An 18,876-nucleotide genomic window follows, 5' to 3' on the forward strand; every position below is an offset into this window, starting at 1 on the left:
TAGTCAGGCCGAGGCGTCGTCGCTCTCGTCGACAGGCGCTCGCGCGAGCGTGACGATGGCCCGCGGACTCCCAGGTTTCGCCTGCATCACGTGGTGTTCGACGTCGACGAAGCCGGCTTCCGCGAACATCCGGTCGGCCTCGGCCTCGTCGTAGAACAGCATGATGGCGTCGGCGACCTTCTGGAACACCGTCGAATTCGGGTAGTCGGGGCCGACGACGACCGTCCACTCGCCAGGCTTCAGCACACGCCGAATCTCGCGCAGCCCCTCCACGGGGTTGGGCCAGTACTCGATGGAGCCCGACGACCACACGGCGTCGAACGTGTCGTCCTTGAACGGCAGGCGCTCGGCGTCACCGTAGTGGAACGCCACGGGGTCGTGCTTGCCGAGCTTCTCCCGCGCCTTGGCGAGCTGGTGTCGGCTCTGGTCGAGGCCGTAGACGTCGTCAGTGTACTGGAGGAGTCCCTCCGTGCCGAAGCCGGTGCCACAGCCGACGTCGAGTACGCGGTCGTCGGCGTCGAGGTCGAGCAGTTCGAGCGCCTCGTCGCGCATCTCCTCGTTCCACACGAACGGGTTGACGCGGTCGTACACCTTCGAGAGGTACTTGTAGAAGGTGCGGGCGCGCGCCTTGTCTTCGAGGACTCCCATTACTCCGGAATTGCGCCCGAGGACGCATAATAGCTTGCGTTAGCGCCCGCGAACTTCGCAACTACCATATAGGCCGTGGCCAAACTTCCGCCCGGTAAGAGTGTATGCCAAGGCCAGAGGTTCTCGAAGATATCAAATCGGCTGAATCGGACGCCGACGACATCGTGGCCGAGGCGGAGGAGGACCGCGAGGAACGGTTGTCCGAAGCCCGGCAGCGGGCCGATGAAATCCGCGACGAAGCGGAGGAGGAGGCTCGCGAGCTGAAAGAACAAAAACTCGAAGAGGCACGCGAAGACATCGAGGCGGAGCGCGACCGCATCCTCGAAGAGGGCGAAGCCGAGCGCGAGCAGCTCGAAGCCCTCGCGGACGAGAACGAGGAGGACGCAGTCGCGTACGCCGTCGAACAGTTCGAGGAGGCGGTACATGCTCAGACCTGAGCGCATGAGCAAGGTGTCGGTGACGGGCTCGAAGCGCGTCATCGACGACGTCATCGAGACGATTCACGACCTGAATCTCGTCCACCTCTCGGACTACGACGGCGAAATCGAGGGGTTCGACAACGGCAACCCGATGGAGGGTGCCGACGACGCCTCCGAGAAGCTCGTCACGGTGCGGTCGCTGGAGTCGACTCTCGACATCGACGAGGCCGACGCCGGCCCGACCCGCATCGTCACCGAGGAAGCCCTCGAGACGGAACTCGAGGAGATTCGCGTCGAAGTCAACGAGCTCGACGACCGGTACAGCGAGCTCGAGGACGAACTCCGCGACGTCGAAGAGCGAATCGACGCCGTCGAACCGTTCGCGGACCTCGGCATCGACCTCGACCTGCTCAGCGGCTACGACAGCCTGCAGGTCGCAGTCGGTGAGGGGAACGCCGACGACGTCCGCGACGAACTCCGGACCGCGGAACCCATCGAGGCGTTCGAGGTCTTCGAGGGGGACGACACGCTCGCGGTGTTCGCGTACCCGCGCAGCGACGACCCCGACGCGCTCGACGACGCGCTCGTCGGCGTGGAGTTCGCGCGACTGGAGGTCCCGGACGCCGAGGGCAGCCCCGAGGCGTACGTCGAGGACCTCCGTCACGAGCGCGAGACTATCGAGTCGAAGCTCGACAGCGTGGAGAGCGAACTCGACGACCTCCGCGTGGAGCACGCGGGCTTCCTGCTGGCCGCCGAGGAGAAACTCTCCATCGACGTCCAGAAGGCCGAAGTCCCGCTGCAGTTCGCGACCACCGAGCGCGCGTTCGTCGCCGAGGGCTGGATTCCCAGCGACGAGTACGCGACGTTCGTCGAGGGCATCCAGGACGCCGTCGGCGAGCACGCTGCCGTCGAGGAACTCGAACAGGCGGACTACGAGCCGTCCGGTCACGGCCACCACGGCCCCGTCGAAGAGGGGCACGACGTGGAGGAGGCCGCGACCGACGGTGGGACGGCCGCCGAATTCGACGCCGACGACAGCCCGCCGGTCATCCAGGACAACCCCGCGCCGACGCGCCCGTTCGAGGCGCTGACGGAGGTCATCAACCGACCGAAGTACACGGAACTCGACCCGACGGTCGTGCTGTTCCTGACGTTCCCGGCGTTCTACGGGTTCATGATCGGTGACCTCGGGTACGGCATCCTGTACGCCGCGCTCGGCTTCTGGCTGTACCGCGGTTTCGACAGCGAGATGATTTCGAAGCTCGGTGGCGTCGCCATGTGGGCCGGCGGATTCACGGCCCTGTTCGGCGTGTTGTACGGCGAAATATTCGGTCTCCACCTCGTCACGGAGTACCTGTGGCACGGCGTGTTCCACCTCGCGGACGCCCCGCTGAAGAAGGGGCTGCACGTCGGCGCGTTCGCCGAACTGTGGCTCGCGGCGAGCCTCCTGTTCGGCATCGCGCATCTCGCCATCGGCTACCTGTTCGGGCTCGTCAACGAGACGCGCTCGCACGGCGTCAAGGCCGCCGTCACGGAGAGCGGCGGTCCGCTCCTGCTGATGGCAGGGGTCGGCGCGTGGCTGTTCAGCACGCACATGCAGTCCGGCGGCGGTCCGCGCCCCGAACTGCTCTACCGCGCGCTCGAGCTCCCGCCCATCGTGGGCATCGTGGGGCTCGCGCTCGCGCTCGTCGGCCTCGTACTCGTGACAATCGGCGAGGGCGCTGCCGGGTTCCTCGAGAGCCCGACGTACGCGCTCGTCAACACGGTCTCCTACACGCGGATTGCGGCGGTCCTGCTCGCGAAGGCGGGCATGGCGTACGTCGTCAATCTGCTCGTGTTCGGCGCCTACGAACTCCACCTCGAAGAACCCGAGACGGTCGAGTACATGTTCGGCCTGTTCTCGGCGGTCATCGAGCACGAGACGCACTTCATGCTGTTCAGCACCGACACCCACGGGGGCGAGGTGCTGTTCCCCGGCCTGGTTCACATGGGCACCGCAGGGGTGCTGGCCGGCATCGTCGTGCTCGTACTCGGGCACCTCCTCGTGCTGGCGCTCGGCGTCACATCGGCCGGCTTACAGACGCTACGCCTCGAATACGTGGAGTTCTTTAACAAGTTTTATGAGGGCGGTGGCGAGAAGTACCACCCGTTCGGCTACCAGCGAAACTACACCACTGAGGACTAAGTAAAATGTTCGACACAATTCCAGAATTCGTCACGGTCGCACAGCAAACGACAGGCAGCAGCCCCGCAATCACCCCGAAGTCCGCCGCCGCACTCGCCGTCGGTCTCGCCGCCCTCGCCGCAGGGTACGCGGAGCGCGGCATCGGTAGCGCCGCCGTCGGCGCCATCGCGGAAGACCAGGACCTCTTCGGTACGGGCCTCATTCTGACGGTCCTCCCGGAGACGCTGGTCATCCTCGCGCTGGTCGTCGTCTTCGTCGTGCCGTCCGCATTCTAAACCACCGTCCCCCCTCTCATCTATGAGCTTGGAAACAGTAGTTGAGGACATTCGAGACGAGGCCCGCGAGCGCGCGAAGGAGATTCGGAACGATGCCGAATCGCGCGCCGAGGAGATTGTCGCGGACGCCGAAGCCGACGCCGAGGAGGTTCTCTCCGAGGCCGAAGCCGACGCCGAGCGCGAAATCGAGCGGGAGCGCGAGCAGCGCCTCTCCAGCGCGAAACTCGAGGCCAAGCAGATGCGCCTCGAAGCGCGCCGCGACGCCCTCGAGGACGTCCGCGAAACCGCCGAGGAGGAAATCGCCGCCATCGACGGCGACGACCGCGAGGAACTCACTCGCGCCCTCCTCGACGCTGCGGCCGACGAATTCGACGCCGACGCCGACGTCAGCGTCTACGGCCGCGCGGACGACGAGGACCTCATCTCGGACATCCTCGACGACTACGACGGTTACGAGTACGCCGGCGAGCACGACTGTCTCGGCGGCGTCGTTGTCGAGAGCGAGACGTCTCGGGTCCGGGTGAACAACACGTTCGACTCGGTCATCGACGACGTCTGGGAGAACAACCTGAAGGAAATCAGCGCACGCCTCTTCGACGAGGAGCAATGAGCGTGTACGGGTCGGCAAACTACGAGTACGTGGTCGCCCGCGTCCGCCACCGCCGAGCCAGCCTGTTCAGCGACGACGAGTACCGGAAACTGCTCCGCATGGGCACGGGCGAAATCGCCCGGTTCATGGAGGAGACCCAGTACGAGGACGCGGTCAACGCGCTGGGCTCGCGGTTCAGCGGCGTCGACCTCGTCGAGCACGCGCTCAACGAGACGCTCGCCGAGGACTTCCAGGACTTGCTGCGGTACAGCGAGGGCCGGCTCTACGAGCAGGTCGTCCGCTACCTCCGCAAATTCGACGCGTGGAACGTCAAGACCGTGCTTCGCGGGCTCTACTCGGGCGCGACCGACGAGGAGGTCCGCTCGGACCTCATCGACGCCGGCGAGTTCGAGGACGCGTTCCTCGACCGCCTGGTCGCCGCCGAGTCCATCGAGTCCGTCGTCGAGCTACTCGACGGCACGCGGTTCGAGACGTACCTCGACAGCGCGTTCGAGGCCTACGAGGAGTCCGGGACGCTGGTCCCGCTGGAGAACGCGGTCGACCGCGCGTACTACGAGAACCTCGTGCCCGACGAGTCCGCGCGCGGCGAGGCCGCGCAGCTCTACCGGGAGTTCCTCGAAGCCGAAATCGACTTCCGGAACGTCCGGAACGCGCTACGGCTGGCGCGGTCGGGTGCCGACGTCGACCCCGCGGAGTACTTCATCGACGGCGGCGCGCTGTTCGACCGGAAGGAGGTCGGCCAGCTCGTCGCGGACCGTTCGACGCTGGTCACGCGCATCCGTGAGAGAAAGTACGGCGACGAGCTCTCGAAGGCGCTGGACGAGCTGGAGGACGCGGAGAGCCTCATCGGCTTCGAGCACGCCCTCGACCGGGCGCTGCTGGAGTACTCCGACCACCTCTCGTACGTCTACCCGCTGTCGGTCTGTCCGGTGCTGGCGTACGTCCTCGCGAAGGAACGCGAAGTGGACAACATCCGTGCCATCGCTCGCGGCCGCGAAGCCGGCCTGAGCGAGGCGGAAATCGAAGAGGAGCTGGTCATCCTATGAGCCAGGAAATCGCAGTCGTCGGCAGCCCGGACTTCACTACCGGGTTCCGGCTCGCGGGCGTCCGGAAATTCGAGAACGTCCCGCAGGACGAGAAAGACGAAGCGCTCGACGACGCAGTCGAGTCGGTGCTGGCAGACGAGGACGTCGGCATCGCGGTGATGCACGACGACGACCTCGACGCGCTCTCGCGGCAGGTCCGCGAGGAAGTCGAGACGAGCGTAGAGCCGACGTTCGTGACCATCGGCGGCGGTGCCGCCGGCGGGAGCGGACTGCGCGACCAGATCAAGCGAGCCATCGGGATCGACCTGATGGCCGAAGAAGACGAATCCAACGAATGAGTCAAGCAGAAGAAATCACTGACTCCGGCGTAATCGAGAGCGTGAGTGGTCCGGTCGTGACCGCCACGGACCTCGACGCCCAGATGAACGACGTCGTCTACGTGGGCGACGAAGGCCTGATGGGCGAGGTCATCGAAATCGAAGGCGAAGTAACAACCATCCAGGTCTACGAGGAGACCTCGGGCATCAGCCCGGGTGGCCCCGTGGACAACACGGGCGAACCCCTCACCGTCGACCTGGGCCCCGGTATGCTGGACTCCATCTACGACGGCGTCCAGCGCCCGCTGGACGTCCTGCAGGGCGAGATGGGCGCGTTCCTCGACCGCGGTGTCGACGCGCCCGGTATCGACCTGGAGAAGGAGTGGTCGTTCGAGCCCGTCGTTGAGGAGGGCGACCACGTCGAGGCCGGTGACGTCCTCGGCACCGTCGACGAGACGGTTAGCATCGAGCACAAGGTGCTCGTGCCGCCGCGCAGCGACGGCGGCGAGGTCACCGAAGTGAACGCCGGCGAGTACACGGTCGACGAACCCGTCGCCGTGCTCGACAGCGGCGAGGAAATCGCGATGCGCCAGGAGTGGCCGGTTCGGCGTGCGCGTCCGTCCAAGGACAAGCACACGCCGCGGACGCCGCTCGTCACGGGCCAGCGGATTCAGGACGGCCTGTTCCCGCTCGCGAAGGGTGGGACGGCCGCGATTCCGGGGCCGTTCGGCTCCGGGAAGACGGTCACCCAGCAGCAGCTCGCCAAGTGGTCCGACGCGGACATCGTCGTCTACATCGGTTGCGGGGAGCGCGGCAACGAGATGACGGAAGTCATCGAGGACTTCCCTGAACTGGAAGACCCTCAGACCGGGAACCCGCTGATGGCACGGACGTGTCTCATCGCGAACACGTCGAACATGCCGGTGGCGGCCCGCGAGTCCTGCATCTACACGGGCATCACCATCGCGGAGTACTACCGCGACATGGGCTACGACGTGGCGCTGATGGCCGACTCCACCTCGCGGTGGGCCGAGGCCATGCGCGAAATCTCCTCGCGCCTCGAGGAGATGCCGGGCGAGGAGGGGTACCCCGCGTACCTCGCCGCTCGCCTCGCACAGTTCTACGAGCGCGCGGGCCTCTACACCACCCTCAACGACGACGAGGGGTCGGTGTCCGTGGTCGGCGCGGTCAGTCCGCCGGGCGGCGACTTCTCCGAGCCGGTCACCCAGAACACGCTGCGCATCGTGAAGACGTTCTGGGCGCTGGACGCAGACCTCGCCGAACGCCGGCACTTCCCCGCTATCAACTGGAACGAGTCGTACTCGCTGTACAAGGACCAGCTCGACGACTGGTGGCGAGAGAACGTCTCCGAGGACTTCCCGGAGGTCCGGCAGTGGGCCGTCGACGTCCTCGACGAGGAGACCGAACTGCAGGAGATCGTCCAGCTCGTCGGCAAGGACGCGCTGCCGGACGACCAGCAGCTCACCCTCGAAGTGGCGCGGTACCTCCGCGAGGCGTGGCTCCAGCAGAACGCGCTCCACGACGTCGACACCAACTGTGAGCCGGCGAAGACGTACAAGATGCTCACGGCCATCAAGACGTTCAACGACGCGGCCTTCGACGCACTCGAAGCCGGCGTCCCCGTCGACGAGATTCAGAACGTCGACGCGGCGCCCCGCCTCAACCGTATGGGCGTCCAGGAGGACTGGGACGAGTACATCGAGGAGCTGAAAGACGACCTCACAGCGCAACTACGGGACCTCTACTAATGAAAGAGTACAAGACAATCTCGGAAGTCAGCGGCCCGCTGGTGTACGTCGACATCGACGAGCCGGTGGCCTACGACGAGATGGTGGAAATCGAGACGCCTGACGGCGAAGTCAAGCGCGGTCAGGTGCTCGAATCCAGCGACGAGTTCGTCGCGATTCAGGTCTTCGAGGGCACCGAGGGCATCGGGCAGGACGCTTCGGTGCGGTTCCTCGGCGAGACCCTGAAGATGCCCGTGACCGAGGACCTCCTCGGTCGCGTGCTCGACGGCTCCGGCCAACCCATCGACGGCGGCCCGGACATCGTGCCCGAGGAACGCCGCGACATCGTCGGCGAAGCAATCAACCCCCACGCGCGCGAGTACCCCGAGGAGTTCATCCAGACGGGCGTCTCTGCCATCGACGGCATGAACACGCTCGTGCGCGGGCAGAAACTCCCCATCTTCTCGGCGTCGGGGCTGCCCCACAGCGACCTCGCGCTCCAGATTGCGCGACAGGCCTCCGTCCCCGAGGAAGAGGCCAGCGAAGAGGGCGGCAGCGAATTCGCCGTCGTCTTCGGCGCGATGGGTATCACCGCCGAGGAAGCCAACGAATTCATGGAGGACTTCGAGCGCACCGGCGCGCTCGAACGCAGCGTCGTCTTCATGAACCTCGCGGACGACCCCGCCGTCGAGCGGACGGTCACGCCGCGGATGGCGCTCACCACGGCGGAGTACCTCGCCTTCGAGAAGGACTACCACGTCCTCGTCATCCTGACGGACATGACCAACTACTGCGAGGCGCTCCGCGAAATCGGTGCGGCCCGCGAGGAAGTCCCCGGCCGCCGTGGCTACCCCGGGTACATGTACACGGACCTCGCGCAGCTGTACGAGCGCGCCGGCCGCATCGAGGGCCGGGAGGGGTCGGTCACCCAGATTCCCATCCTCACGATGCCCGGCGACGACGACACCCACCCGATTCCGGACCTCACGGGGTACATCACCGAGGGCCAGATTATGATGGACCGCGACCTGAACAGTCAGGGCGTGACGCCGCCCGTGAACGTCCTCCCGAGCCTCAGCCGGCTGATGGACGACGGTATCGGCGAGGGCCTCACGCGCGAGGACCACGGCGACGTCTCCGACCAGCTGTACGCGGCGTACGCGGAAGGTGAGGACCTCCGTGACCTCGTGAACATCGTCGGTCGCGAGGCGCTCAGCGACCGCGACAACCTCTACCTGGACTTCGCGGACCGCTTCGAGGCGGAGTTCGTCGACCAGGGCTTCGACACGAACCGCAGCGTCGAGGAGACGCTGGACCTCGGCTGGGAGCTGCTCAGCCTCTTCCCGAAGGAGGAGCTCAACCGCGTCGACGAGGAGCTCATCGAGCAGTACTACGTCGAGGACGAGGCCGAGGCCGAAGAGGCCGCGGCCGCCGACTAACCGCCGCGCCCGCGGCGTGCCGTCCACGTATCTTTTGCAGACGACCACCGTCGACCAGCCACGCGTGCGCACGGACGAACCGAGGGCGACCTGATGGCGACGTACCTCCAGTTCCTCGCCGCGTTCGTCGCGCCGCCGCTGCTCGCGCTCGCCGCGCTCCGCTTCCGTAACCACCGCGAGGACTGGTGGTCGTTGGCCGGCGTCGGCGTGCTGGTCGTGCTCGCGCTGGCGTACACGACGCCGTGGGACAACTACCTGATTCGCCGCGGCGTCTGGACGTATGGCGCGGACACGGTTCTGGGGACGCTGTGGCTCGCGCCAATCGAAGAGTACGCGTTCGTGGCGATGCAGACCGTCGTCGCGGGACTGTGGGTGCAGTTCGTTGCTGGCCCGCCGGACGCCGGATTCGGTCCCTCGAAGCGTGACGCTGCAGTCGGCGCGCTCGCCGGCCTTGTCGTCACCGCCGCGGGCGCCGCGTTCCTCGGGACGGCGAGCACGTTCTATCTCGGCGCGATTCTCGCGTGGGCCGGACCCGTGCTCGCGCTCCAGTGGGCCGTCGGCTGGCAGTACCTCTGGGAACGCCCGCGCACAGTCGCAGTGGGCGTCGGCGTGCCGACGCTGTACTTCGCCACCGTGGACCGCATTGCGCTCGCGGACGGTATCTGGACGATATCCGCGGAGTACACGACCGGCGTCGCCGTCGCAGGCCTCCCGGTCGAGGAGGGCGCGTTCTTCCTCGTGACGAACCTCTTCGTCGTGCAAGGACTGCTCCTCTACGACTGGGTGGTCGCGCGATGGGCGTGAACAGCCTCGACGAGGACGTCCGCCGCACGCTCGCGCGTCCAGCGCTCGCTGCCGGCTGGATTGGGGTCGCCGTCGCAGCGCTTCCAACGCGCGCCGGCGTCGAGTTGCCGACGACGCTTCGGTACGCGCCGCTGGTCGCGAGCGTCGTGCTGTTCGGCCTCCCGCACGGCGCCATCGACTACGTCGCGCTCCCGCGCGCGGTCGCAGGTCGAGTGACCGGGCGCTGGCTCGCCGTCGTCGGCTGCCTCTACCTCGTACTCGGCGGCGCGTACGTGGTGGCGTGGTTCGCGTGGCCGGTCGCGGCGGCGCTGGCGTTCGTCGCGCTGACGTGGCTCCACTGGGGGCAGGGCGACGTCTACTCGCTGGCCGTGCTGCTGGACGCGGATTATCTCGATTCGCGCGCGCGACGCGTGGCGACCGGCGTCGTCCGCGGCGGCCTGCCGATGCTCGTGCCGCTGCTGGGCCACCCGGAGACGTACCGCGAGGTAGTGGCGGCGTTCGCCGCGCCGTTCGGCGGCAACGTCGGCGACTTGTGGCTGTTCACACCGGACGCCCGGCTCGTGCTCGGCGTCGCGTTCGCAGTCGTAACCGTCGGGACGCTGGCCGCGAACCGGCTCGCGACCGCCGAGTCGCCGCCGACCGCGTGGCGCGTCGACGCCGCCGAAACCGTCGGCCTGTGGGCGTTCTTCCTTGTCGTTCCACCTGTGTTCGCTGTGGGGGTGTACTTCTGTCTGTGGCACGCGTCCGCCACGTCGCCCGCGCGGTCGCCGTCGACGGCACCTCGCGGCACGCGCTCGCGGCCGGCGACCTCCGGAAGCCCCTCGAGCGATTCGCGCGCGAGGCGACGCCCCTGACAGTTGCCGCGCTCGCGCTGCTCGCCGGCTTCTGGGTCGCCGTCCCGAACCCGCCGACGACACTCGCAGGCGCGACCGGACTGTACCTCGCGTTCGTCGCGGTGTTGACGCTCCCCCACGTCGCCGCCGTCACGTGGATGGACCGCGCGGCAGGACTGCTGTAGTTGGCGGCAGCGACAGGAAACGTTTACCTCCCTCCGTCCAGAAGTTGCCGCCAAGAGAACAGATGGCCCAGGACATCAAACCGACCCGGAAGAACCTCATGGAGATCGAGGACCGCATCGAACTCTCCGAGCGGGGCCACGACACGCTCGAGCAGAAGCGCGACGGCCTCATCATGGAGTTCATGGACATCCTCGACCAGGCACAGGACGTCCGCGAGGACCTCGAAGCCAACTACGAGACCGCCCAGAAGAAGATCAACATGGCGCGCGCGATGGAGGGCGACATGTCGGTCCGCGGCGCGGCGGCGGCCCTCGAAGAACACCCCGAGATTACGGTCGAGTCCCGGAACATCATGGGCGTCGTCGTCCCGCAAATCGAGTCCTCGAAGGTCCGCAAGAGCCTCGACGAACGTGGCTACGGCATCCTCGGCACGAGCGCGCGCATCGACGAAGCCGCGGAAGCCTACGAGGAACTCCTGGAGTCCATCGTGCTCGCGGCGGAAGTCGAGACCGCGATGAAGAAGATGCTCACGGAAATCGAGACCACCAAACGCCGCGTGAACGCCCTGGAGTTCAAGCTCCTCCCTGAACTGTACGAGGGCCAGGAGTACATCGAGCAGAAGCTCGAGGAGCAGGAGCGCGAGGAGATCTTCCGCATGAAGAAGGTCAAAGCGAAGAAAGAGGAAGACGAGGAAGAGGAGGAGGAAGCCGCGCAGGCCGCCGAGGAAGCGCTGGCGGACTGACCGGTCTCGTCCACGCCGGCTAAGTACGACCCCTCCGTTCTCCGGGTATGAGCTGTCCGAACTGCGGCGGCGACGAAGTCTTCTTTCCCGTGCCCGACGCCGTCAGCGACTACCTCCCCGACGAGCGGCCCGCGGCGACGCTGTGCACGAACTGCCTACACGTATCGCCGGCCGATGAGGCTCCCGACGAGTATCCGGACTTCACGCGGGTCAGCGACGCGTTCCCCGCGGACGGCGAGACCGGCGCGGTCTTCGCGTGTCTGCTCGCGCTGCTCGACCGGCTGGTCGTCCACCGCAGCGACGCCGAGCAGGTCGCCACCGAGGCCGAACGGCGGGGCGTCGACGTGTTGCTCGTTCTCGACCGGCTCGCCGCGGACGACGGCCTCGACCCCCACCTCGACCTCGCCCGGCGACGCCGCCAACTCGAACAACTCATCTAGGGGCGCGGCCGGCCGTTGCCGGCGAGCGCGCGGGTGCGCTGACGCCGCTCCGGGACAGCGACGGCGTGCCGCAAGGGTTTAGCCGGCCGGCCAGTAACTCCCTGTATGGCAGACTGTCCACTCGCCGACGAATGCCCCAGTTTCCAGGAGCAAATCGAAGGGATGGGGTGTCAACACTACGGCGACCGCGGCGGGATGGAGTGGTGCAACCACTACAACCAGCCCATCAACGACCTGAAGACCGCGCCCGTAGTGCCCGGCGAGGAGGTCGTGCTGGAAGTCGACGACATGCACGAGAGCGGCGCCGGCGTCGGCCGGCAGGAGGAGAGCGGCTTCATCGTGATGGTCGACGGCGTGCTGCCGCCGGCCCGCGTGAAAGCCGAGATTACGAAGGTGAAGTCGAACTACGCCCGCGCCGACCTCGTCGAGAAGCTCCCCGACGAGCCCGAAGGCGAGGAGGGCGAAGAAGGTGAAGCAGGCGAGGAAGACGGCGAGGACGTCGAGAGCGAGGAAGACGAAGACGAGCAAGCGGAAGAAGCCGAGAGCGAGCGGCTCGGCAGCCGCGAGAACTTCTGGGGCAACTAGCGGAACTGCTCGACCGAGAGGTCGTCGGTGAGGCGGACAGTCCCGTCGACGAGCACCGGGATACCCGAGTCTGCGAAGAACTCGTCTAGTGCCGACTGCGGGAGCGTCGTCTCCCGGACCGACGCGTCGTAGACGGCCGAGGACGTGTCCGTGTGCGAGTACGCCGACATCCCGCCGATGCCGCTCTTCCTGTGTGGGTAGTGATGGAGGGACACTGGCCACGCCCCGGATGCTGCCCGGACGGCGTCGGTGTCGAATTCGTGGAGAATGGAGACGTTGGAGTGGCTCTGTCGAACGTTGCTCTGCCCGTCGCCGAGAATCGTGTACCGGTCGGCCGGCGTGCCGGCGAGTTCGAGCGCGTCGAGAATTCCGTACAGCGGGAACCCAACGCCGAGGAGAGTCGCCGCCATTTCGCCGACTGACCGCGCATCGTCGTCGGCCACGTCGTCTACCGTGACGAAGCCGCCGGCAGCGCCGGCAGTCAACAGCGCGCGGCCCTGCTCGTAGGAGCGACAGCCGTTCAGGAAGAACGCCTTCACGCCCGTTCGCGCCAGCGTTCGGGTGTCGAGCGCCCCGTCCGGGCACATCATCCCCGAGTCCGTGACGTGGCCCACGAAGTGGAAGTAGTCCACGTCCTCGTACAGCGCCTCGCGTAGCTCCGCCGTCGACAGGTCGTGGGACACCCGCACGTCTGTCTCCCGGTACGGGTGCGAGTCGAACAGGGAGACGTCGCCCTGCTGGAGTCGGGCGTCGTTGAACACGACGTGGACGTCGAGCGCGCCGTCGTCAGCCGACGCCGAGAGGTCCCGTCGGAACGACCCCACCGTCGGGTTCGACGCGCGGACCGCGTGCCCGGGTGCGACCCACGAGTGGCCGGGCGTCTCGGCGTCCTCCGGCACGACCACCGAGCGCGGCGTCGGCGCTGCCGTGCTCGCGGACCGTGCGAGCGCGCCGTCCGTGGACTGGAGCGCGTTCGGGGACGGCGTCAGGTCGACCTCCGAGGCCTACCGCGGCGGACTCCGCACCAGCGCCAGGTCGTCGAGCAAATAGGGGAGCACCGGTGCGTACGCCGAGTCCGCTTCGACGTCCGCCGTGTAGTGCCAGTCGAGCAATCCTTCCGTCGCCGAGCGCGGAATCTCGAGGTACTCGGCCGTGCGCTCGGCCAGCGGCAGCTCGAACAGCCGCTGGTAATCCAACTCCACGCGCTCCTCCAACGCCGTGACGACTGTCGTCCGGAACGGGTAGACGCCAGCTGTCCGCACCGCGCAGTCCAGCGTGAACACGTGCTCCAGTATCGACCGCACGCTCTCGGCGAGGGCGTCGACACAGAGGTCGCGGCTGCGGCCGGCGGCGACCAGTCGCGGGCGGTTCCCCGGTTCGACGGTGGCACCGAGGTAGTACGCCAGCGGCGCCACCGTGTAGATGGCCCCGTACGCCGGCGGTACCTCGATGCGCACTCCCGTCTCCGGGGGCGCGACCTCCGGCGGGATATTCAGCGTATCTCCTCGCTCGATGGCCGGCGGATGGCCCCGTAGCGTCGGCCACGACCGATCCGGTGACTCCGTCTTCAGCGCCGACCCGAACGTCGACACCGCAGCCATCAAATCTCGTGGGTCGTCCGTCGTCGTCACCGTCCCCGCCGGCGTCTCGTGGTGCGACCGAATCCCGAGCACCATCCGCGTCGCGGCCTCCGTCTCGAGAACCGACCGACCGTCGTCGAAGCGAGTGGTCGGTGCGGCGTCCTCGACGCGCACGTAGAGCTTCGCGTCGGGCGGCGAGAAGTCGACCTCGTAGGTGCCTCGCGGCAGTCGCTCGGCGGACTCCTCGGACTCGGGGCGGTGGACGGCCTCACCGTCGCGCCAGAAAATCACGTCGACGAACGTCGGCATTCGGAGTTCGCGCGCTTCGACGGCGACCGTCGCGTCGACGGGCATCGTGAAGCCGTCAGTCGACGCCGGCGTCGGGTCGACGGCCCGGTCCGTGTACAGCGGGAACTGCTCGCCCTCGACGGTGTCCCGGACGCGGAGCCCGTGCTCGTCGTCGAGTACGTCGACGTGGATCGTCACGCTTCGCGGCCCCCGCTGGCGGCCGCCTGCCAGTGCATAGCCGTAAATAGGATGTTTCGATTAAAAACATTCGGCCCGCGCGACCGGCTTTCACTCGAAGTCCGCCATCGTCAGGTTCGAGGTGTACCGGAGTTCGCCGTCGAGTATGATGGGTATCGGAGAGGTGTCGAGCAGCCGTTCGAGTTCCGAGTACGGGGTCGGGTTGCGACGAGTACGACCGTCGGCGATGACTCCATCGACAGCGGTGTACGAAGGAACGACGAACGAGCCCATCCCGTTCTCGTCGTAGGGATACTGTTGGACAGTCACCGAGGCAGTGTCGGAATCGGCGTCAAGCTCGTCAGTGTCGAAGTCGTACATCACCGGGGTTCCACCTGGGTCGCGACGGAAGGCGAGCGTCCCACTCCCGAGAATCGAGTAACGCTCTGCAGGCATTCCCGTTCGGTCGAGCACGTCCAGCACCGCGTACAACGGGAATCCGCTGTCCAACAGCAACGAGATGTCGTGCCCGACCCGCCCCGCCACGTCGTCGGCCACGTCGTCGACCGTGACGATACCCCCGACGCTCCCCGCGGTTAGCAGCGCGCGCCCCTGCTCGTAGGACCGGCACCCGTTCAAGAAGAACGCCTTCACGCCCGTCCGCGCCAGTGTTCGGGTATCCAAGGTCCCGTCCGGACATACCATTCCGTTGTCGGTGACGTGGCCCACGAAGTGCAGGAAGTCAGTCTCCTCGTACAGCGCTTCCCGGAGTTCCCCCGTCGTCAGCGAGTACGACACGCGGACGTTCGTCTCCGCCGTCTGGTGAGTATCGTACGCGGTTTCGTCGCTGGCGTCCAACCGTGCGTCGTTGTACACCACGTGCACGTCCAGCGGGTCGTCGCCCTGCGGCCAGTCGAACCCACGCCGGAACGACCCCACCGTCGGATTCGCCGCGCTCGGCGAAAAGTCGCCCGCGACCCACGAGCGACCGGGCGTCTCCGTGTCCGACGGAACGACACCCGAGAGCTGCGTCAACGTGGTGTCCGTGGCCGAACGAGCGAGCACACCGTCGCCCTCCTGGAGCGCGTTCGGGGAGGGCGTGAGGTCGAACTGTCCGGACTGTTGGGGCGGACTCCGTACGAGCGCCAGCCGGTCTACGACGTACGGCAGCGCGGGCGCGTACGCCGGGTTTGCTGCTACGTCTGCCGTGTAGTGCCACCCCAGAATTCCCTCGGTTGCCGACCGTGGAATATCGAAGTATTCGGCCGTCCGTTCGGCCAGCGGCAACTCGAACAGCGCCTCGTAGTCTAACTCCACCCGTTCCTCCAGCTCGTCGACGGCAGTCGTTCGGAACGGGTAGACGCCCGCTACTCGGACGACGCAGTCCAGCGTGAATACGTGCTTCAGGAACGTCCGCACGCTCTCCGCCAAGTCGTCCACGTCTAAGTCTACGCTCTGCCCGTCCGCGACCACCCGCGGCCGATTCCCCGATTCGACAGTCGCGCCGAGGTAGTACGCCAGCGGCGCCACCGTGTAGATGGCGCCGTACTCCGGCGGCACCTCGACGCGAACGCCCGTATCTGGCGGCGCTACTTCCTCGGGAACGTCGAGCTCGTCACCGCGTCGAATCGCCGGCGGGTGCCCTCGCAGTGTCGGCCACGACCGGTCCGGCGAATACGTCTTCAACGCCGACCCGAACGTCGACACCGCCGCCATCAAATCACGTGGGTCGTCCGTCGTCGTCACCGTCCCCACCGGCCGCTCGTGATGCGAGCGAACGCCCACGACGACGCGACTCGGGTCGCCGAAGTCCAAGTAGACGTGGTCGTCGACGAACTCCGCAGCCGGCTCGGTACCCTCGACGCGCACGTAGAGTTTCGCCGCGGGCGGCGAGAAGTCGACTTCGTACGTTCCACGTGACAGTTGTGGGGCGTCGTCGCGCGTCGCATGGTGGACGACCTCACCGTCCCGCCAGAAAACGACGTCCTCGAACCCGGGCGCGTGGAGTTCGTTCGCGTCGATTTCGACCGCCGTGTCGACCGGCATCGTGAACCCGTCCGTACTCGCGGGCTCGGGGTTCGGCTCCCGGTCGGTACGCAGCGCTACCGCTTCACCCTCCGAGGTGTCGCGAATGCGGATTCCCGGGCCGTCGTCGAGTGCGTCGACGCGGACCGTCACAGCCTGCGACCCCACCCAGGAGCAGGCCACTCGTTCATGGTGGGGGAAGGCCGCGTTCGCGTAAAAGGATTCTGGGGCGCCGTCCACGGGGTTTTTGCGTTCCGGCGGCGTCCGCTTACACATGGACGAGGGGGTTCCGGACGCCGACGAGGTGCTGGCCAGCGCCGGCTTCGACGCCGACGAGAGCGTGCTGACGCGGCGGCAGGCGGAGGTGCTGGCGCTGCGCGAGCGCGGCGCCGCCCAGGCCGCCATCGCCGACCAGCTCGGGACGTCCCGCGCGAACATCTCGAAGGTGGAGGCGAGCGCGCGCGAGAACGTCGCGAAGTCCCGGGAGACGGTGGCGTTCGCGGAGGCGCTGCAGGCGCCGGTGCGCGTGGAAATCGACGCCGGCACGGACCTCTACGATGTGCCGGACATGGTGTACGCGGCCTGCGACGAGGCGAACGTGAAGGTCTCGCTGTCCGCGCCGGAAGTGATGAAGCGCGTCAGCGACGCCGCCGGGTCCGCCGTCCGAGGCCGTGGCGTGCACGCGCCGCTTCTGGTGTCGGTGACCAGCGACGGCGACATTCAGGTCCGAGAGGGCGACGGCGAGTAGCTCAGAACTGGTCGTCCGCGCGGAGTTCGGCGACGACCTCGCGGACGCGCTGGGCGTCGTCGGTCGGCACGACGAGCACGCGGTCGTCGAACGCCGCGACGACGAGGTCGCGCACTCCAACAACGGAGACGTGTTTGTCGTCGCTCGCGAGGACGTTCCCCGAGGCGTCGATGGCGAGTGTGTCGCCCAGCGTCGCGTTCTTCTCGTCGGCGAGGCGGAGTAGCGCGTCCCACGCTCCGACGTCGTCCCACTCGAAGTCCGCCGGAACGACGCGCACGTCGTCGGCGCGCTCCAAGACCGCGTAGTCGACGCTCACTGAATCGATCTCGTCGAACGCACCAGCGACGTCGCCCCCGGTTTCGAGCGCGTCAACGACCGACTCGAGCGGGCCGTCGCGGGCGACGTCGAGGAACGCGTCGGGCGTCCACACGAACATCCCCGCGTTCCAGTAGCAGCCCGCGTCGAGGAGTTCCTCGGCCGTTTCCTCGTCGGGCTTTTCGCGGAACTGGTCGACCGCGTAGTGGTCGCCGTGGTCGGTTCCGGGTTGAATGTAGCCGTAGCCGGTAGCGGGGCGGTCCGGCTCGATGCCGAGCGTGACGAGCGCGTCGGTGCGGGCGGCCACGTCGACGGCAGTCTCGGCCGTCGCTCGGAAGCCGTCGCCGACGACGTGGTCGCTGGGCAGGCAGAGCAGTACGGCGTCGGGGTGGCGCTCGCGGACTTCGCTTGCGGCGTACGCGAGCGCCGGGCCGGTGTCGCGGCCGGCTGGTTCGACGAGCACGGTCGCTTCGGGGACGATGTCGCGCACGCGGTCGGCGTACGAGTCGCGCGTGACGACGAACAGTTCGTCGACGAAGTCGGCGCGGTCGGCGGTCCGGCGGAGGAGACTGCGGTCGTCGTCCCCAAGCGCGAGGAACTGCTTCGGGCGGTGGCTGCGGCTCGCGGGGTAGAGCCGCGTGCCGGTGCCGCCAGCGAGCAGGACGGCGGCCGTGGTCACCACGCGGAACCACCGGGGTTCGCGTGCGGCATCTCGTCGCAGACCGTGGGCGAGCAGTGCATCGAGTCGGGCTTGCACGGCTCGCGTTATAGGCCTGTTCGCGCGGGATTGCGGCGACCGCGAGGCTTACCGGGCGCGGCCGCGTCGGAGCGGTCGTGTTCGACGCGGGATTCGCGGCGTTCGTGCTCGCTGCGGGTGCGCTCGTGCTCGCCCCCGGGCCCGACACCGTGCTGGTGCTCTCGGCGGGCGCGACCGGCGGTCAGCGAGCGGGTGCGCTCGCCGCGCTCGGCGTCAGCGCGGGCGTACTCGTCCACACCGGACTCGTGACCGTCGGTGTGGCCGCGCTGCTCGCCGCGTCGCCGGTGGCGTTCGCGGCGCTGAAGCTCTGTGGCGGCGCGTACCTCTGCTGGCTCGGCGTCCGGACGCTCGCCGGCGGCGGCAGCCTCGGCAGCGGGAGTGACGTCTCGCGGCCGTTCGTCGCGGGCGTGACGACGATCGTCCTCAACCCGAAAGTCGCGGTGTTCTTCCTCGCGTTCCTCCCGCACTTCGTAGACGGCGACGCGGCGACGAACGTCCCCGTGCTGGGTGGGACGTACGCGGTGCTCACGGCAGCGTATCTCGGTGCGGTCGGCGCGACGGCCGGCCGAGCGCGCAGCCTGTTCGAGGAGCGCGCCGTACTGCTCCGCGTGGTATCCGGCGTCGCACTCCTCGTCCTCGGTGTTGGGGTGCTCGTCGAGGCGGTCCCGACCTCCACTTTCACCGCGGTTACGACAATTTAAATACGGTA

General features: G+C 67.7%; 19 protein-coding genes and 1 pseudogene. 15 read left to right on the forward strand and 5 right to left on the reverse strand.

The window, feature by feature from the left end; all coding sequences use genetic code 11:
• Nucleotides 1-3 precede the first annotated feature (3 nt).
• Nucleotides 4-648, reverse strand: coding sequence for a methyltransferase domain-containing protein (locus LPA44_RS03145; protein WP_230888135.1), 645 nt, complete (start codon nucleotides 646-648; stop codon nucleotides 4-6).
• Nucleotides 649-752: 104 nt separating this feature from the next.
• On the opposite strand from LPA44_RS03145, the gene ahaH reads away from it, so the two are divergent.
• The 13 genes and pseudogenes from ahaH (at nucleotide 753) to LPA44_RS03210 (ending at nucleotide 12,277) form a co-directional block, all read left to right on the forward strand.
• The gene (gene ahaH / locus LPA44_RS03150) at nucleotides 753-1,085 is read left to right on the forward strand and encodes an ATP synthase archaeal subunit H (RefSeq protein WP_230888136.1); all 333 of its coding nucleotides are present in this window, start codon (nucleotides 753-755) and stop codon (nucleotides 1,083-1,085) included.
• Nucleotides 1,072-3,252 (forward strand): V-type ATP synthase subunit I, encoded by a 2,181-nt coding sequence (locus LPA44_RS03155; RefSeq protein WP_230888137.1) that lies wholly within the window; start codon nucleotides 1,072-1,074, stop codon nucleotides 3,250-3,252. The genes ahaH and LPA44_RS03155 overlap by 14 nt, the downstream gene beginning before the upstream one ends.
• Before the next feature lie 5 nt (nucleotides 3,253-3,257).
• On the forward strand, nucleotides 3,258-3,527 hold the full coding sequence (locus tag LPA44_RS03160) for a F0F1 ATP synthase subunit C (protein WP_230888138.1): 270 nt from the start codon (nucleotides 3,258-3,260) through the stop codon (nucleotides 3,525-3,527).
• A gap of 22 nt (nucleotides 3,528-3,549) precedes the next feature.
• Nucleotides 3,550-4,137, forward strand: coding sequence for a V-type ATP synthase subunit E (locus tag LPA44_RS03165; RefSeq protein ID WP_230888139.1), 588 nt, complete (start codon nucleotides 3,550-3,552; stop codon nucleotides 4,135-4,137).
• Nucleotides 4,134-5,183, forward strand: a complete 1,050-nt coding sequence (locus LPA44_RS03170) for a V-type ATP synthase subunit C (protein ID WP_230888140.1) — start codon at nucleotides 4,134-4,136, stop codon at nucleotides 5,181-5,183. Before LPA44_RS03165 ends, LPA44_RS03170 begins: the two co-directional genes overlap by 4 nt.
• Nucleotides 5,180-5,521 (forward strand): V-type ATP synthase subunit F, encoded by a 342-nt coding sequence (locus LPA44_RS03175; RefSeq protein ID WP_230888141.1) that lies wholly within the window; start codon nucleotides 5,180-5,182, stop codon nucleotides 5,519-5,521. Before LPA44_RS03170 ends, LPA44_RS03175 begins: the two co-directional genes overlap by 4 nt.
• Nucleotides 5,518-7,269 carry an ATP synthase subunit A gene (locus tag LPA44_RS03180; RefSeq protein ID WP_230888142.1) on the forward strand — a complete coding sequence of 584 codons (1,752 nt, stop codon included), beginning with the start codon at nucleotides 5,518-5,520 and terminating at the stop codon, nucleotides 7,267-7,269. Before LPA44_RS03175 ends, LPA44_RS03180 begins: the two co-directional genes overlap by 4 nt.
• Complete coding sequence (locus tag LPA44_RS03185; protein WP_230888143.1) at nucleotides 7,269-8,687, forward strand: ATP synthase subunit B; 1,419 nt, start codon at nucleotides 7,269-7,271, stop codon at nucleotides 8,685-8,687. Before LPA44_RS03180 ends, LPA44_RS03185 begins: the two co-directional genes overlap by 1 nt.
• A 93-nt stretch (nucleotides 8,688-8,780) precedes the next feature.
• Entirely contained in the window at nucleotides 8,781-9,491 is a 711-nt protein-coding gene (locus LPA44_RS03190) for a lycopene cyclase domain-containing protein (protein WP_330166474.1), read from the forward strand.
• Nucleotides 9,482-10,509 (forward strand): annotated as a pseudogene (locus LPA44_RS03195) (Brp/Blh family beta-carotene 15,15'-dioxygenase). Before LPA44_RS03190 ends, LPA44_RS03195 begins: the two are co-directional and overlap by 10 nt.
• A 62-nt stretch (nucleotides 10,510-10,571) precedes the next feature.
• Nucleotides 10,572-11,252 (forward strand): V-type ATP synthase subunit D, encoded by a 681-nt coding sequence (locus LPA44_RS03200; RefSeq protein ID WP_059057781.1) that lies wholly within the window; start codon nucleotides 10,572-10,574, stop codon nucleotides 11,250-11,252.
• Between the two features lie 47 nt (nucleotides 11,253-11,299).
• A complete protein-coding gene (locus LPA44_RS03205) occupies nucleotides 11,300-11,692 on the forward strand; it encodes a DUF6276 family protein (protein ID WP_230888144.1) in 393 nt (130 codons plus the stop codon).
• A 105-nt stretch (nucleotides 11,693-11,797) separates the two neighbouring features.
• Nucleotides 11,798-12,277, forward strand: coding sequence for a TRAM domain-containing protein (locus LPA44_RS03210; protein ID WP_230888145.1), 480 nt, complete (start codon nucleotides 11,798-11,800; stop codon nucleotides 12,275-12,277).
• On the opposite strand, the gene LPA44_RS03215 is transcribed toward LPA44_RS03210, so the two are convergent.
• The 3 genes from LPA44_RS03215 to LPA44_RS03225 all read right to left on the reverse strand — a co-directional run bounded on the left by LPA44_RS03215 (nucleotide 12,274) and on the right by LPA44_RS03225 (nucleotide 16,500).
• Nucleotides 12,274-13,182 (reverse strand): hypothetical protein, encoded by a 909-nt coding sequence (locus tag LPA44_RS03215; RefSeq protein WP_230888146.1) that lies wholly within the window; start codon nucleotides 13,180-13,182, stop codon nucleotides 12,274-12,276. The genes LPA44_RS03210 and LPA44_RS03215 overlap by 4 nt on opposite strands.
• A gap of 99 nt (nucleotides 13,183-13,281) precedes the next feature.
• Nucleotides 13,282-14,343, reverse strand: coding sequence for a hypothetical protein (locus LPA44_RS03220; protein ID WP_230888147.1), 1,062 nt, complete (start codon nucleotides 14,341-14,343; stop codon nucleotides 13,282-13,284).
• 90 nt (nucleotides 14,344-14,433) lie between these two features.
• A complete protein-coding gene (locus tag LPA44_RS03225) occupies nucleotides 14,434-16,500 on the reverse strand; it encodes a hypothetical protein (RefSeq protein WP_230888148.1) in 2,067 nt (688 codons plus the stop codon).
• Nucleotides 16,501-16,621: 121 nt separating this feature from the next.
• On the opposite strand from LPA44_RS03225, the gene LPA44_RS03230 reads away from it, so the two are divergent.
• On the forward strand, nucleotides 16,622-17,095 hold the full coding sequence (locus tag LPA44_RS03230; RefSeq protein WP_230888149.1) for a Tfx family DNA-binding protein: 474 nt from the start codon (nucleotides 16,622-16,624) through the stop codon (nucleotides 17,093-17,095).
• 1 nt (nucleotide 17,096) lies between these two features.
• Here LPA44_RS03230 and LPA44_RS03235 read toward each other — a convergent pair whose 3' ends face one another.
• Nucleotides 17,097-18,092, reverse strand: coding sequence for a mannose-1-phosphate guanylyltransferase (locus LPA44_RS03235; protein ID WP_230888302.1), 996 nt, complete (start codon nucleotides 18,090-18,092; stop codon nucleotides 17,097-17,099).
• A gap of 152 nt (nucleotides 18,093-18,244) precedes the next feature.
• On the opposite strand from LPA44_RS03235, the gene LPA44_RS03240 reads away from it, so the two are divergent.
• Nucleotides 18,245-18,868 carry a LysE family translocator gene (locus LPA44_RS03240; protein ID WP_230888150.1) on the forward strand — a complete coding sequence of 208 codons (624 nt, stop codon included), beginning with the start codon at nucleotides 18,245-18,247 and terminating at the stop codon, nucleotides 18,866-18,868.
• The last annotated feature ends 8 nt before the right edge of the window (nucleotides 18,869-18,876 follow it).

Source organism: Halobacterium sp. KA-4 (assembly GCF_021028995.1).
Classification (GTDB): Archaea; Halobacteriota; Halobacteria; order Halobacteriales; family Halobacteriaceae; genus Halobacterium.